The sequence below is a fragment of the Neobacillus sp. GCM10027624 genome (genome assembly GCF_042675345.1).
Classification (GTDB): domain Bacteria; phylum Bacillota; class Bacilli; order Bacillales; family Cytobacillaceae; genus Neobacillus; species Neobacillus cucumis_D.
In genome coordinates, this window is sequence record NZ_JBHTHD010000023.1 from 296,189 (window position 1) to 312,187 (window position 15,999).

Here is a 15,999-nt window from a genome sequence, read left to right on the forward strand (position 1 = left end):
TCTAAAAAGTCTCCCCCCGTTCTTGGAAAAAAGTAATAAGTAAGAGGGCACGGTTTCCCATGCCCTCCTGATTGATTCAACCTTTTTTTCCTTGAAATTTTAAGCGCCTCTCTGCCTCGCTCATATTCGGGTATTTTGGTGGCTTCGTTTTATTTAGCGCCTTCTTCAATTCTACCGTTGCATCATCGTTCGTATTATATTTTCCATCCATGCTGTCAACACCCCTTTTCGTTCTTATTATGAACGTATTTAGGAGGTTCATTCTCCAACAGCGGATATAAAAACAGCTTGGAGAACCTCCCCCAAGCTGTTTTACCTATGACCGTAAAAACTCCGTTTCCAATTTAAGTGGATTTTCTTTTACCTTTGCCTTCTCCGCTAAATAAATTGGAAATATCACCGTAATCGTCGTCCCTTCATTTGCAACACTCTCAATTTCCAGCTTCCCTTTCATCATTTGAATTGTCTTCACTGCGACCATTGACCCAAGCCCAGTCCCTTTTTCCTTACTGCTGTAATACGGTTCGCCAAAACGATTAATTTGTTCCTTTGTCATTCCTACGCCCGTGTCACTCACTTTAATGGTTAAATCATTTTTATTTAAAAAGGTTGCAATTTCCAGCTCTCCACCATTTGGCATGGCCTCAACCCCGTTTTTCATGATGTTTAAAAAGCATTGACGGAAATAATTCGCATTCCCGAGGACTGAACCGGGTACAAGCTGATCCTTAAGCTTTACTGAATTCATATTTGCCCAAGGCTTCAAGATCTCAATAATATTTTTGAATTCACGTTCAACGAAAATTGGTTCTATTTTCTCCGTTGCCGGCTTGGCAAAGGCTAAATAGTCACTAATAATTGTCTCTGCATTATTGAGTTCTCTCGACACATGTTCAATATATTGCTCTTTCTTATCCTGCGATAAATTCGGATCTTTTAGCAGCTCAATAAATCCTTTTACCACGGTCAGTGGATTCCGAACTTCATGCGAGATACTTGCTGCCAGCTGGCTGACTACCTCCATTTTTTCCAATTTCACCATATTTGACCTAACATGAATCGTATCCATCAATATCTCTAGCAGATAGACTGCAAAAAATACGATCACAGGAGGTAAAATAATAAAATAGAAAATATACGCTTCGGTTACTTTAAAGAAATCAGACATCTCAACGGCCATATAGGTTGTAATGATTTCCAAAAATAAGGTGATTGCAGCTGAAAAGAACAGCTTTTTCTTTTTATTTACTCGATTGAACTTTGTGGAGAAAAAGGCCGTAGCAATAAAGATGACCACATAAACGATTAGTGTTAAAAAATTAAATCCATAAATCGCAAACCGGCTGACTAATAAAATGATCAAAAGTGCAGCCCCGGTAGGCCAGCCTCCATAAAGGGTTCCAATAAACAGCGGGATTTGTCTCAGGTCATGTACACAGTATTGATCAATATAAATTGGGAATTTCATACATAAAATAATCGGTAAACTCATGCAGGCAGTAAGCAGGATTTGCTTATATTTCTTAAGCCGGCTTACATTATCATATAAAACAAAAAACATTAGAATACTGACAATAATATAAAACAAGTTATCTAACACATTATGATTGATATATACGAAGTGCATCGTTGCATACTCCTAACTATGTTGGTTAGAACGTCTTGTAAATTATACATCAAGAAGGGGTATGCAGGAAGAGGTTTCTATTATATCGGTGTTCTTAATTATTTTCCAATCATATATTTTATTGTTCTTTTATTCTTACCAAAACTCCATTTTTATATTATTCTAAATATAGAATACAAACTTTTAGGAGTGTGTTAAATGAATACGATGTTTATTGCCGGACATGCAAAATTACCCTCAGGTATGGCAGCAAGCAATTTGTTTGAAACGTTAACGATTACAGCAGAAATAGACAATCATTTTGGGGTAATAGTGGATGCTGCCTGTACCCTGGCAACTGATCACGGAAAGGATTATATTGCTAGACTCTTAAAAGGCCATAGTCTTCGTCATGGAATTGACAAACCACTCGATGATGTAAAAAGATTTTACAATGGAAAAGCAGCAAATGCTCTCATTGCAGCGTTAAAAGACTTATACAAACAATTTGAATCAATTAAAAAATAATCAGTTTAACTAATATAGTGTTTTCTTCTTAAAATAAAACGCTAGATTGAAAGCGGATTCAATAGCATACAATACCCCCGGAGGTTCATCACTCTCCGGGGATTTATCTATTAAGATAAATTAACCTTTTTTCACTGTTTCCCTTTCAAATGGCCATGCCGGCAGAGGATTATTTAAAGGTTTGTCCTCCCGATACCCAAGAACGTATTCTGCTTGCATGATAGTATGGATCTCTCTAGTCCCTTCATAGATGACCGGAGCTTTTGAATTTCTTAGGAATCGTTCAACCGGATATTCACTCGAATATCCATAAGCACCATGGATTTGTACCGCATCATCTGCGGCTTTATTCGCGAAATCACAAGCCTGCCATTTTGCCAGCGATGTTTCTCGAGTATTTCGGACACCTTTGTTTTTGAGTTCCCCTACACGATAAACTAATAATCGGCTCATTTGTAAACCTGCTTCCATGTTTGCAATCATTTGTTGAACCAATTGGTGCCTTCCAATTTCTTTCCCAAATGTCTTCCGTTCATGACAATAATTCACACTCTCTTCCAAAGATGCCATGATTAAACCAACTGCACCAGCCGCAACCGTAAAACGTCCATTATCAAGGGCAGCCATGGCAATTTTGAAGCCTTCGCCCTCTTCACCTAATCGGTTCTCTTTTGGAACCCTTACCTGATCAAAGAATAATTCCCCTGTATTACCAGAGCGAATTCCTAATTTCCCTTTGATGGCACGGGATGAAAACCCTGGCATCGTTCTTTCTACGATAAACGCAGAGATTCCATGATGTTTCTTTTCCTTATCCGTATAGGCAAATACAATGAAGTGGTCGGCAACGTCACACAAGGAAATCCATGTTTTTGAACCGTTTAGTATATAGTCATCCCCATCCCGAACGGCAGTGGTTTGCAGTGAAGCAACATCTGAACCGGCTCCAGGTTCTGTTAAACCAAAAGCAGCAATTTTTTCACCCTTCGCTTGTGGAACAAGGTATTTCTGTTTTTGTTCTTCTGTTCCCCATTGCAATAAGGTTAAACTGTTTAATCCGATATGAACGGAAACTGCTGTACGAAACGCTGTATCCCCTCTTTCCAGCTCTTCACAAACAATTGCCAGTGAATTATAATCCATCCCGCTTCCACCGTACTCTTCCGGGATACAAACCCCCATAAGGTTTAAATCACTTAAGCGCTTCCAAATTTTCGGATCGAATGCCCCTTGTTCATCCCATTGCCGCATATATGGGTTTATTTCTTTATCTACAAAACTTCTAACCATCTTCCGTAACATTACTTGCTCTTCTGAAAAATCAAAATTCATCGTGAACACTCTCCATTTATATTAATTTTTTAACTCTAACTTATTAATCCCAGAGTCGATAATTTTTTTCTGGATAAATTGTGAAATCTCTTCAGGAGTATAGCCTGCTTCTTGAAGGATCTCTATGGTATGCTCTCCCGGCATTGGTGGGTGACGTTCTACTTTTGTAACTGTCCTTGATAGTTTTATTGGAGAACCTACTAGTTTTACTGAACCTGCCTCAGGATGATTGACTTGAACTATCATATCCCGCTCAATCACCTGTGGGTGGTTAAATACTTGATCCATGGTTTGGATTGGGCCGCAAGGGATATTATTTTTAGAAAACAACTCCATCCAAATATCAGAAGGCTTTAATTGAAGCTGATTTTCCAAAATATTCGTAAGTTCAATCCTATTTTCTACCCTTGCTTCATTTGTTCTATATTTTTCATCTTTAGCTATTTCAGGTATCTCCATTACTTCACATAATGTTGTAAACTGCCGGTTATTCCCAACAGCGATAATAATTTCTCCATCCATAGCTTTAAATATAGAATACGGGACAATATTTGGATGGTCATTTCCGAGCCTTCGTGGCACATTACCAGAAATAAGATAATTGCTTGCCACATTAGCTAATGAGCTAACTGCAGCATCCATAAGCGACATATCAATTTTTTGTCCTTGCCCGGATTTCTCTCGTTCCAAGAGGGCTGCTTCAATAGAAATAGCTGAATATAATCCGGTGAGAATATCTACCATTGCCACCCCAATTTTTAATGGGCCACTGTCTTGAGTACCGGTTATGCTCATCAAACCGCTCATTCCTTGGATAATATAATCATATCCGGGAAGATGGCGATAAGGGCCTGATTCTCCAAATCCTGTGATCGAACAAAAGACTAGTTTTGAGTTGATTTTTTTCAATGAATCATAATCTAGTAACCATTTTTCCATAGAACCAGATTTAAAGTTATGAATCAACACATCCGCCTCTTCGGCTAGTTCTCGGATTATGTCCCTGCCTTCTTCCGTTTTTAAGTCAACAGTCAGGCTGCGCTTATTCCGATTCGCACATAAATAATAGGCACTTACCCCATTTTGAAAAGGAGGTCCCCATCCTCGTGTTTCATCACTACCTCCGGGGGCTTCGACTTTTATCACATCCGCTCCTAAGTCTGCTAAAATCATTGTGCAGTAAGGACCCGCAAGCACTCGCGTTAAATCTAATACTTTAATCCCATCTAATGCACCGTTCATGTTACCTCCTCCCCTTTTTGAAAAAAATTTTTTTAAATACAAAAAGCCAGTCCTTTCCACATTAATGTGTTAAGGACTGGCTACATGATCCATTTCATCCAACCTGGTAGGGCTGGTACTGGAATCTTCTCAGTCAAATATTTTAGAATCAAAAACGGTCTTCACTACCTTCAGCTGTAAAGGCTGTTAGGGAGAAGTTATTTTCATTTTAAAAGAATCTTCTGAATACTTCAAGTACTTTTGAAAAAAATTTTTATGTTTCTACTTATGTTAGTATTTGAAAAATTTTTATTCACATTAATTTTTCATGAAAAATGGCGGGCAATTTGGTCTACAACCGGCATACTTTTTCTTATCGTGGTATCGAGCATAACACATGTAACAGTAGCCTCTAAAACCAATTCCTCCATTTGATTATAAATTTTCTGTTGAAAAACAAAACTTTTAGTCCCTAGTTTTTGAGGCTGTGTAATGATTTTAAGCGTATCCCCCAGAAAAGTTTCTTTTAAAAACATAATATCCATTCGAAGGATTACAGTCCCGACTCTCATTTTTCTCATTTCCTCATAAGAAATTCCCGCTTTCTTGTACCATTGTCTTCGGGCATCTTCAAGAAAAGACATTAACTTAACATTGTTTACATGTCCAATTGGATCCAAATAGTCTTCAATTATACTAATTTCAGTAAGATGTTCCACAAAATATCACCTTTTCTATTTTTTTACTAAAACACTACATTCTTATTATAGGTCACTCGGACCGGAGGTTCCCATCGAACAACATTTTGACCGTTTACTCCAAAAATAGAGCCTGTTTCCTCAAATTCTCTTTTTTCTAATAAAGCGACAATAAAATTAGCTACTTCTTTTGGTGTACCAATTTCCCAATTTGGTGATAATGGATTTCCTTTTTCAATAGCCATTTGTTGTGCTCTTTCCACATAGGGACGTGTCATATCGGTTAGAGCCGCAGGCGCAATGGCATTAACGATAATTTGATCCTTTTTTAATTCTTTAGCGAGTGTCCAGGTCATCCCGTTAATTGCTGACTTTGCTGCACTATAATTAATTTGGCCGATATTTCCCTCTAAACCAGAGTCAGACGTCATATTAATAATATGACCACCAATCCCCTGCTTTTTCACTTGCTGGATGAAAGGCTTTGTACAATAAAACGATCCTTTCACATGGACGTCAATCACATTAGAAAATTCATCATCCGTCATTTTATAGGAAATTTTATCATGAATAATTCCTGCATTATTAATTAAAATCGTAACTTTTCCAAAGGTTTGTGTACCTAAATTAACAAGTTTTTTACCCGTTTCAGGATTTTCCACAGCGCCGGCTATCCCAATTACTTTACCCCCAATTGCCTGAAGATCTCGTACAGTCTGGTTTACCCTTTCATGGTTCCGTCCATTGACAACAACAGCTGTCCCTTTTTCAACAAGAGATTTGGCTAAACTATAGCCAATTCCTTTTGTCGACCCCGTTATTATCGCCACTTGTTCGTTTAATTTCACAGGAAATGCTCCCCCCTACATCCTTATTGTAAAAATTCGTATTACTCATTCTAGTAAAGTGATTTTATCTAGTTTTGTTTGCTTATAAATTGCCTGGCCCTTTCCTGTGCTTCATCCGAAACCATCAAAGCCCCAATTCTTTGAGAATCCCACTTTAAAGCTTCCTCAATATGAATTTCTAGTCCGTTACAAACAGAAGCTTTAAGTGCTCCAAGTGCTCCCGATGGAAATTTTGCTATTTTGCAGGCAAAATCATTTACAGTTTCAAGCAAGGTTTCGTGTGGGACAATACGTTCGATTAGACCCATTTTTTCGGCTTCTTGTGCTGAAAAAGTTTCACCCGACATCATGAAATACAAACCCTTTCCCTTTCCAACTAATCTTGGAAGCCTTTGAGCCCCTCCATACCCCGGATATAAACCTAATTTTATTTCCGGAAGACCCAGTTTTGCATTTTCTGATGCAAACCGAATATCACATGCCAGGGCTAATTCAAGCCCGCCTCCCAGGGCAAAGCCATTAATCGCACAAATCACTGGTTTTGAAAGATTAGAAATATAGGAAAATACGGTTTGGCCTAATCGTGAATACTCTGCTGCTTCACCTGCATCCTTTAAAGACAAAAATTCATTGATATCCGCTCCCGCGACAAACGCTTTTCCTTTACCGGTAATCACGATCACCTTTACAGACTCATTCTCTTCCGCATAAGTAAGCTCTTCCTGAAGGCGATTCATCACAGCAATATTGAGTGCATTCAATACCTCCGGCCGGTTTATCGTAAGAAATAAAACATTCTCTTTGTGAGAAACTTCAATCATAAATGTCACTCCTAATTTATAAATCTAGCCTTATTGATTTAGTCGTTCAAAAAAGGATTGATGGCAAGTTTCTTAATTGGAATTCCATATGGGCAGGGACAGCCAGCACACCCTTTACACATCTCCATACCCAATTCTTTTGCTTTCTCGAAATAATTATGCTCATTTTGCGGATGATTTTGAAGCTGTGCCAGCTTTACAAAAAACAAAGGACCCGCAAAAGAATCCATTTTTTCAAAATGATATTCCGGACAGCCTGATAAGCAGGACTGACAATCGGTGCATTTACTTAAAATATCAAACTCTTTTGTAGTGACTGGATTGATCGAATGGTTTAGTGTTTTAGGAAATAGTTTTTTATTTTTTATATTCTCGGTGATAAATCGTCTTTCTACTACCAAATCCTTTTGGATGGGGAGATGTTCTAAGGGACCCACGACCATACCATCTTTTACTTTTGTCATGCATCCCATCCTAGGATTTCCATTAACCGTTACTGCACAGAGACCACATTGTTTAAATCGGCATCCATATCGAATGGCTAAGGTATCATCAAATTCCTCTTGTATGATTTGAAGAGCTTCTAAGACAGTAGAATCCCCAAGTGATAAATCTAGTGTAAACTTCTCAGTGGTTTGCAGATTTGCACCTCTTTTTACATAAATAGAAATTTCACTCATTGTTCTTCACCTCAACTAAATGCTCTTCTTCAAAAAATTTGACCATAACATTTTTCTGCTGCCATTTTTCATTCTTTTCAGAGTAATCACTTCGATAATGGCTGCCTCTTGACTCCGTCCTTTTTAAAGCGCTTAATACCACTGATTTTGCTGTATCAATCATAAATCGAAGCTCCACCGTCTCCAAAAATCGATTGTTATGTTTTCCTTCAAAAGAAACCTTGATACACTTTGACCTTTTTTCAATCTCCATTAAAGCACTCAATGCTCGGTTCAAACTTGTTTGATCACGAATGATGGAAACATTTTCCCACATAATTTTACTTATTTCCCTTTTTAGACGAATCGGTTTCTCATTGCCTTCTCCGGCAAATTGTTTGATCAGTGTTTCTTTCTCCTGGAGAAAATGGTCCTTTTCTAAAACAAAATTTTCTTTTTCCTTTTTACTGATCTCCTTCCCGACCACTTTTCCAAAGGTTAATCCATCAAATAATGACATCGACCCCATACGTCCGGCACCATGTAATCCGCCTGCGGTTTCACCAGCCGCATACAGCCCGGAAATATCGGTACAGCCCTTCTCATTAATCATTAGCCCGCCCATAAAATAATGCTGAGTTGGACAAACTTCAAATTTTTCTTGCCATTGTGAAGCTTTTGTTCCATATGCCATCTTGAGTGTATTAATGGTCCCGATTGATTTCCAATGCTGCCAGTTTTTTTCGCCATCTTCATGTTTGCGATTTTCAGTCGGATCAAGCCAAAGACCGCCATTCGGTGAACCATTGCCATTTTTTGCTTCAAGGGCAATTGCTTTACTTACATACTCTCTTGTTTTACTCGATACATCCTCCACAACAATTTCATCCCGATTATTTCGGAGAACACCATATGGACCTGCAGCAGAGGTATCACCCACTTCCAAGCCTTTCATTCCATTTGGATAAAGAACACCGAATGGAATGAACTGAATCTGTTCCATATCAATTAACCGTGCACCCGCTCTTAAACCTAATGCATATCCATCCCCTGTTGACGTGCGCATATTATCAGAATGGGGATAATAAATCATTCCTGCACCGCCGCATGTTAAAATAACATGCGGCGAATGAATACCCATCCATTTGTTTTCATTCCAGTCATAACAAAGAACTCCCGAAACCCTCTTTTCCTGCACAATTACTTTACAAACAATGACTTCTTCCAGTGTTTTGATATCTAAAGACAAAAATTTGCTGCGCAAGGAATTCGCAATCGAAATCCCGCGGTTATGGGATTTTAACGTTCTAGGTATGGTGTGCCCCCCAGGTTTTACAAACTCCTTTTCTATTGGGTTATCAGGATTTCGGAGATAAATATGCCCCCACTTTTCAATCTTGTCATTGACATTTTTACTTTCACTAAGAAGGGTATTGACGAGATTTTTTTGATTAATCTGTTCACCGGTTCTTAATAAATCTTCATATAATGCTTTTTCATTCGATTCATTTGTTGTGACAATCCCGCCGGAGATTCGAGTATTTCCCCAGCCGATGGGATCCTTTGAAACGACACAAACATTTAATCCGCGTTCCGCCGCAGAAATACTTGCCATCATCCCAGCCACACCGCTGCCAATGCAAACCACATCATATTGATAGATTTCCAATTTCATGCTCCTCAATTTTGAAAATGTAAAAAATGTAAATTTAAAGGAGGTATAATGGTACACCTCCTTTAAACACAAATAGATTTACAAACTAGTTAGAACATCCAGTTAATACATCAATCTTTTTTAAATTAGTTATTACGTTATTTGCTTCCTCTACAATGTTTCTTACTACATCTTCAGCACTTATAATCTCGTTAATTAAGCTTACACCCTGCCCAGCACTTGCCCAGCCATTATCAAAATCACCTTCGATTACGGCTTTTTTATTAATGGTTCCACGTACATAAGGGAGGATTTCTTCTATGGAAGAAGTCTCTTGATCAATCTTCTGGACCATAGAAGCATAATCTGATCTTAGAACACGGATTACTCCGCCAATTTTTCGTGTTAAAATGGTGGTGGCATCGTCACTGGAATCTACCAAATATTGCTTATAATTTTCATGGGCCTGGCATTCCTTTGTTGCTACAAATCTAGTTCCCATTTGAACGCCATCAGCGCCTAACGTCATCGCCGCAACCATTCCATGGCCATCCATGATTCCACCAGCTGCCACAACCGGAACCCCGACAATTCTTGAAACATGCGGCACTAATGAAAAGGTCGTCAATTCCGCTCCACCGTTGTGCCCTCCAGCCTCATATCCTTCACAAACAATAATATCAGCGCCGCTTTTTTCAGCTTTCAATGCATGTTTGGCAGTTGCCGTGATCACCATTACCACTAAACCCATTTCCTTAAAAATAGGAATGAATGGGGAAGGATTCCCAGCGCTAATACTAACCGCTTTGATCTTATCCTTATGTTTCGCAATCACATCTATATATGGCTGATTGTCTTTGTGTTCACTAATCGGAAGATTAACCCCAAAAGGGGATTTAGTTAATTGGGAAGCAAGCAAAATTTCCTCTTCGAAGTTCTCAGGTGATCTTCCTGCCGAACCCACTTGTCCAAATCCCCCACCATTGGAAACTGCCGCAGCCAAAGCCCCGTTCCCAACGTAAGCCATCCCTCCTTCTATTATTGGATACTTCACATCAAGCAACTCACAAATACGATTTCCCATAATCCAACCCTCTCTTTTCCAATTTTTAATACCTAAAAAATTTCTATAAAAAAATGAATGGGGCGACTAATAGACTTTTAAATGAGGAAAATTTAATATTTCAGCAGAATAACTGTAAAAACCTGAATTGGTTTTTTGACCTAAATATCCGGAATATACCATATTTTGCAGCAAGGAGCAGGGAAGAAATTTCGGGTTTCCTGTTCCTTTATAAAGCGAATTTAACATACTTAAAACAATGTCTAAGCCCATATGGTCAGCTAGACGTAAAGGACCTAACTTTAGACCGAGAGCCAGTTCCATTTCCGTGTCGATCTCATTTGGTGTTGCGAGTCCTTCATTTAATAGATGAATTGCTTCATTAATGAGAACAATTGTCATTCTATTTAATAAAAACCCTGGTGAATCTTTCACGACCATTATTTCCTTACCCATATCCGCCATTAACCGCTTAGCCCTTTCCAAGGACCTAGCCGAAGTATGGATTCCTTTAACCAATTCAATCACTTGGGAATTTTCAAAAGGGGATAAATATTGTAGTCCGACTATACATTTTGGGTCTTGTAAAAAGGATGCGATTTTTGAAACAGAATAAACTTTACTCGTTGTAAAGAATAAACTGCCATTTAATAGTCCGAAACGAAGCTGTTTAAGCACGTTAAACTTTTCTTCGCTGTCAGGCAAAAAATCAAAAATAAACAATGGATGATTTTGGTCAAAGTCTAAATCTGAACAAAATTTAATCCCTAGTTTATCATTACTATCATTTTCAAATTCGTCTTGTAAGTTTTCTAGTAAATCTAAATCCCTATCAAAAAATGTAATGGAATTCACTTTACTTAAAAATGATAAGGCTAATTCTAATGCCTGCTCGTTTGCTCCAAGAATTACAACATCCATCTAATGCACCTCCGTTTAAAAGAAAGCTTTACCTCTATCCATCTACAATCTGTCGGTCATCCCCATACGGGAGATTCATTGTAAGGTAATGTTAAACTTTCTTAGTTTTTTATAAAATGTTCGTCTGCTCACTCCAAGAATTTCCATCGCCTTTGTACGGTTATACTGTACTGCTTTTAATGCAGAAATAAATTTTGAACGTTCATCCGAGCCCTCTTCATCTATTTCATGAGTTTTTTCTTGTTCTTTTACGAACGGTTGGTCTTCGACGGTTTGATTTTGGGTTATTTCCTGAGGTAGATGTTCCATTTGAATAACCGAACTGTCACATAAAATAACTCCATGTTCAATAATGTTCATCATTTGCCGGACATTTCCAGGCCAATGATAGGCTTTTAATACCTCTATGACATCCTTTGAAATAATTAATTTTTTATTATAAATATTCGAAAAATTCTCTGTAAAATAGTTCGCTAATAATTCAATGTCTTGTGGTCTTTCTCGTAAGGCAGGTATCCAGATGGGCATCACATTTATTCGATAGTAGAGATCCTCACGGAATTGTTTCATTTTAATCATTTCCGGAAGATTTTGATGAGTTGCTGCGATCACTCTAATATCCACCCTTATAGTCTGATCACCACCAACTCGCTCAAGCTCCCTTTCTTGTAATACCCGAAGTAATTTTGCTTGAACATTGATCGGCATATCTCCAATTTCATCCAAAAAGATTGTCCCGCCATGGGCTAATTCAAATTTCCCGATTTTTCCTCCCTTTTTGGCTCCGGTAAAGGCCCCATTTTCATATCCAAAGAGTTCTGATTCGATTAAGGTTTCTGGAATTGCAGAGCAATTTATTTTAATAAACGGACCATCTTTGCGGGAGCTGGATTCATGAATCGCCTTGGCGAAAACTTCCTTCCCAACCCCGCTTTCCCCTCTTAACAGAATGGAGGCATTCGATACAGCAACGATTGAGGCTTTTTTTAAGCTCTTGATAAAAATGGGATCGCTGCCGATAATCTTCTTGAACGGGTCCTTTAGTTCCGATCCTTCATTTTGCTCCTTTTGCTTTTGTTCTCTTTTTTTAATTTCATTTAATTTCGTCAGCGCATTATAATAACGAACGACCTCATTAACTTGTTTAAATACCGTGACACCGCCAATAATTTTTCCATTACTGTATAGTGGTGTTGCATCCACTATTACTTCTGCTTTTAAATGATCAAGATATACGGGCTCATGTAAAATAGGGACGCCGGTTTCCATAACCGTTAAAATTCGTGCATTTGGTTCTACTTTTTTCATTTTCCTGCCAATTACTCTCTCAACAGGCACTTGTAAAATCCTCGTATAAGAGGGATTCGCATAAACGATTATCCCCTTTTCATTTACAACAACAACTCCATCATGAATATAATTCAAAACCTGAACCATTGGAAAGTCATGAATCGACGTTGGTTCGAAACTTTCTTTAAATATGAATTCCTGCAAGGAATTATTGTTTAAAAGCATGATTTCACCATCCTATTAATCGATAATCGCTAAGGCACGCACTTGCCCTCCTGTTTTACCAATATACGGAATTGGCGCTCCTGAAAAAGTAAATCTGGATTTTGGAATCTTATTGATATTTACCATGTTTTCAATGATGGCAATAAAATCGTCATTAGGTAAGCCTAGAATCCGCGGTTTCAAAAAATTCATGTGAACGGGCATCGATAATTCTCCCGCTGCATCGACATTACAGTTATCAATTCCGACTGTTTTAACTCTTCTCTCGCGAAGCCATTCACCAGCATCTCTTGATAAACCCATATGTTCAAATGCATACCTTACTGGATCATTAATCGTTGACCAGCCCGTAAAGATCAACACAATATCCCCTGGCTGGATTTTTGTTCCCGACCGAAACTCAGCTTCTTGCAGGTCTTTAGCAGTTACAACTGCTTTTGGTCCGAAACGAAAGGACACATCAAGCCAGACTGCATTTCCACACCCGCATTCCAGAGGCATTTTATCAATGGTAAATTCTGATTCCGGATCCCCATGAAAACAGGAGTCCATATGAGTACCAGTGTGTCCACAAATAACGATTTGCTCATTTTCAAATGAAATAAAATCCGATTCATCGTATTGGTTGATTCGCTTAAAGTCCATATATGCTTGATGATTTCGAGTTCCAGATAAAAAAAGCGGCGTGCGTCCGTGTGCAGGATGCTGGGGCATTCCTTCATATATTCCCATTGTTAAATCAATAATTTGCGGCATCATAATCCCCCGATTCGTATTGTAATTTTGCCTTTAAACCTTCTTCTATTAAAATCCAATATGTGAACCGCCAGAAATGTTTAAAACGTGTCCGGTAATGTAATTGGATCCGCCTGATGCTAAAAAGACAATCCCCGGTACGACATCATCCACTTTGGCAAAACGGTTTAATACGATTTTATTTTTGTAGGTATCAGCAAATTTATCACTTCGAATCGTTTTGGTCATATCGGTTTCAACGACCCCAAAGGCTACCGCGTTTGATTGAATTCGGTAGCGGCCCCACTCACGGGCAGTTGACATCGTCACCCCAATGACACCCGCTTTTGCCGCACTATAATTGATCTGGCCAATGGTTCCGCCTAAACCAGCAGTGGACGTAACATTGATAATTTTTCCATTCGACAATGCCTCTGGGTTTTCCTTCCCTCTTTCTATAAAAATAGGTGCAACTGCTTTAATACAATTAAATGCCCCTTTTAAACTGACATCTACTACTTGGTCCCATTGATCTTCATGCATTTTGTGAATCATTGCAGGGCGAATAATTCCTGCATTATTAACGAGAATATTTACCGTTCCAAATATCTCAACAGCGGCATCAACCATTCTTTTTGCTTCCTCATAAACCGCAACGCTTCCTTGAACGCCATAGGCTTCCCCCTTATTTTTTCTGATTTCTTCAACGGTTACAGCTATGTCTGCTTCGTTTATATCATTCACAATAACCTTTGCACCTTGTTGGGCTAATCCAATAGCCGCTGCTCTCCCAATCCCATTTCCTGCACCCGTCACGATGGCAACTTGATCATGCAATAACAATCCAATCATCTCCTAATCTCTTATTTCCACTATGTAAATAGTGATTCTAACGATTTAAAGCCCCAAATACGCTGCTTTTATTTCTTCATTTTTTAATAGAGAATGAGCCTGATCTTCCAAGACAATTCTCCCCATTTCTAAGACATAACCTCGATTCGCTATTTTAAGGGCCATATTTGCATTTTGTTCCACTAGTAAAATACTATGTCCTTTTTCATGCAAAGTCCGAATAATTTTGACCACATTTTGTACCAATACGGGGCTTAATCCCAAGGAAGGTTCATCAAACATCAGAAGTTTCGGCTCTGACATAATCCCTCTTCCAATCGCTACCATCTGCTGCTGGCCTCCGCTTAAACTGCTTGCAAGTTCATTTCTCTTCGTGTATACATCTGGAAAATATTCGTATACCTTTTCAAGTAATTCTAGTAAACATGCACCCTTCCTGGATTTCTTGTAACCCATTTCTAAATTTTCTTTTACGGTCATGTCAGGGAATAGCTGACGGCCTTCAGGTACAAGAGTAATCCCGAGATTGCTGGTTTTATTGTATGGAAGGTTTGATATATTCTGTCCATTAAATCTAATTTCGCCTGATTCAATGGGTTCAATTCCTGCAATGGCCTTAAGGGTTGTACTCTTTCCAGCTCCATTTGCACCGATTAATGCGACCATTTCCCCCTCATCAATCTGAAGAGAAATTCCTTTAATGGCTTTAATCGGGCCGTATGAAACATGGACATTCTCTAAACTAAGCATATTCCACACTTCCTTCCTCTTCTATGTGGTGATCTTCATCCGGTGTTCCAAGGTAAACTTCTATCACTTTAGGATTGGTACTAATTTCTTTTGGGGTTCCCTCAGCAATTTTTGTTCCTTGATCCAAAACCACAATATAGTCACATAGATTCATAACCACCTTCATATCATGTTCAACGATCAAGATGGAGAGTCCTTTATCTTTTAGTTTTCTTATGATTTGAACTAGCTTTGCAGACTCGGTTTCATTCATCCCTGCTGCCGGTTCATCCAAAAGTAATAATTTAGGATTAGCCGCTAAGGCAATGGCAATCTCCAGCTTCCTTTGTTCTCCATAAGGTAGACTTTTGGCAATCATATCCTTCTTATCTTCTAATTCCATTAAGTTCAATATTTCGATCGCTTTCTCTTTCATTTTGTCTTGTTTTTCAACGTATTTCTTTCGATTCATAAAGGCTAATTTTAATAATCCTTTTACTTCTAAATGTTGCCCGGTCAAAATATTATCGAGAACGGAAAGCTCTGAAAAAACGCTTGTATGTTGAAAGGTTCGCACCATTCCCAATGATGCCGTTTGATGGGCATTCAATTTTGTAATATTTGTGCCGGAGAAGATTACTTCCCCTTCTGTTGGTGGTAAAAACCCGCTTAAGAGATTAAAGCAAGTGGTTTTCCCAGCGCCATTAGGCCCAATAATTCCAACAATACTTTGTTCAGCTACATTAAAGGAAATATCAGAATTAGCCGTTAATCCTCCAAAACGTTTACTTAAATTAGAAACTGACAATAATGCCAA

At 38.5% G+C, this 15,999-nt stretch carries 17 protein-coding genes; 1 reads left to right on the forward strand and 16 read right to left on the reverse strand.

The window, feature by feature from the left end; translation table 11 throughout:
- Positions 1–76: 76 nt before the first annotated feature.
- A complete protein-coding gene (locus tag ACFQZ9_RS28440; protein ID WP_286180196.1) occupies positions 77–211 on the reverse strand; it encodes a hypothetical protein in 135 nt (44 codons plus the stop codon).
- A 105-nt stretch (positions 212–316) separates the two neighbouring features.
- Positions 317–1,627 carry a sensor histidine kinase gene (locus ACFQZ9_RS28445; RefSeq protein ID WP_498946708.1) on the reverse strand — a complete coding sequence of 437 codons (1,311 nt, stop codon included), beginning with the start codon at positions 1,625–1,627 and terminating at the stop codon, positions 317–319.
- A gap of 198 nt (positions 1,628–1,825) precedes the next feature.
- On the opposite strand from ACFQZ9_RS28445, the gene ACFQZ9_RS28450 reads away from it, so the two are divergent.
- On the forward strand, positions 1,826–2,134 hold the full coding sequence (locus tag ACFQZ9_RS28450; RefSeq protein ID WP_198311889.1) for a DUF3870 domain-containing protein: 309 nt from the start codon (positions 1,826–1,828) through the stop codon (positions 2,132–2,134).
- A 120-nt stretch (positions 2,135–2,254) separates the two neighbouring features.
- On the opposite strand, the gene ACFQZ9_RS28455 is transcribed toward ACFQZ9_RS28450, so the two are convergent.
- The 14 genes from ACFQZ9_RS28455 to ACFQZ9_RS28520 all read right to left on the reverse strand — a co-directional run bounded on the left by ACFQZ9_RS28455 (position 2,255) and on the right by ACFQZ9_RS28520 (position 15,999).
- Complete coding sequence (locus ACFQZ9_RS28455) at positions 2,255–3,466, reverse strand: acyl-CoA dehydrogenase family protein (RefSeq protein WP_498946709.1); 1,212 nt, start codon at positions 3,464–3,466, stop codon at positions 2,255–2,257.
- A gap of 21 nt (positions 3,467–3,487) precedes the next feature.
- Entirely contained in the window at positions 3,488–4,708 is a 1,221-nt protein-coding gene (locus ACFQZ9_RS28460) for a CaiB/BaiF CoA transferase family protein (RefSeq protein ID WP_498946710.1), read from the reverse strand.
- Positions 4,709–5,013: 305 nt separating this feature from the next.
- Positions 5,014–5,406 carry an acyl-CoA thioesterase gene (locus ACFQZ9_RS28465; protein WP_198311892.1) on the reverse strand — a complete coding sequence of 131 codons (393 nt, stop codon included), beginning with the start codon at positions 5,404–5,406 and terminating at the stop codon, positions 5,014–5,016.
- Between the two features lie 26 nt (positions 5,407–5,432).
- Complete coding sequence (locus tag ACFQZ9_RS28470) at positions 5,433–6,233, reverse strand: SDR family NAD(P)-dependent oxidoreductase (RefSeq protein WP_498946711.1); 801 nt, start codon at positions 6,231–6,233, stop codon at positions 5,433–5,435.
- A gap of 68 nt (positions 6,234–6,301) precedes the next feature.
- On the reverse strand, positions 6,302–7,054 hold the full coding sequence (locus ACFQZ9_RS28475) for an enoyl-CoA hydratase/isomerase family protein (RefSeq protein ID WP_498946712.1): 753 nt from the start codon (positions 7,052–7,054) through the stop codon (positions 6,302–6,304).
- Positions 7,055–7,092: 38 nt separating this feature from the next.
- Positions 7,093–7,734: a 2Fe-2S iron-sulfur cluster-binding protein gene (locus ACFQZ9_RS28480; protein WP_498946713.1), complete on the reverse strand. Its 642-nt coding sequence runs from the start codon at positions 7,732–7,734 to the stop codon at positions 7,093–7,095.
- A complete protein-coding gene (locus tag ACFQZ9_RS28485; protein ID WP_498946714.1) occupies positions 7,727–9,382 on the reverse strand; it encodes an FAD-dependent oxidoreductase in 1,656 nt (551 codons plus the stop codon). The genes ACFQZ9_RS28480 and ACFQZ9_RS28485 overlap by 8 nt, the downstream gene beginning before the upstream one ends.
- A 91-nt stretch (positions 9,383–9,473) precedes the next feature.
- Complete coding sequence (locus ACFQZ9_RS28490) at positions 9,474–10,451, reverse strand: NAD(P)H-dependent flavin oxidoreductase (protein ID WP_498946715.1); 978 nt, start codon at positions 10,449–10,451, stop codon at positions 9,474–9,476.
- Between the two features lie 66 nt (positions 10,452–10,517).
- Positions 10,518–11,351, reverse strand: coding sequence for a 3-hydroxyacyl-CoA dehydrogenase family protein (locus tag ACFQZ9_RS28495; protein ID WP_498946716.1), 834 nt, complete (start codon positions 11,349–11,351; stop codon positions 10,518–10,520).
- 75 nt (positions 11,352–11,426) lie between these two features.
- Complete coding sequence (locus ACFQZ9_RS28500; protein ID WP_498946717.1) at positions 11,427–12,866, reverse strand: sigma-54 interaction domain-containing protein; 1,440 nt, start codon at positions 12,864–12,866, stop codon at positions 11,427–11,429.
- Between the two features lie 15 nt (positions 12,867–12,881).
- Positions 12,882–13,622, reverse strand: a complete 741-nt coding sequence (locus tag ACFQZ9_RS28505; protein WP_498946718.1) for a cyclase family protein — start codon at positions 13,620–13,622, stop codon at positions 12,882–12,884.
- 48 nt (positions 13,623–13,670) lie between these two features.
- Positions 13,671–14,453: an SDR family NAD(P)-dependent oxidoreductase gene (locus ACFQZ9_RS28510; protein ID WP_498946719.1), complete on the reverse strand. Its 783-nt coding sequence runs from the start codon at positions 14,451–14,453 to the stop codon at positions 13,671–13,673.
- Between the two features lie 45 nt (positions 14,454–14,498).
- Complete coding sequence (locus ACFQZ9_RS28515) at positions 14,499–15,203, reverse strand: ABC transporter ATP-binding protein (RefSeq protein ID WP_498946720.1); 705 nt, start codon at positions 15,201–15,203, stop codon at positions 14,499–14,501.
- Complete coding sequence (locus ACFQZ9_RS28520) at positions 15,196–15,999, reverse strand: ABC transporter ATP-binding protein (protein WP_498946721.1); 804 nt, start codon at positions 15,997–15,999, stop codon at positions 15,196–15,198. The genes ACFQZ9_RS28515 and ACFQZ9_RS28520 overlap by 8 nt, the downstream gene beginning before the upstream one ends.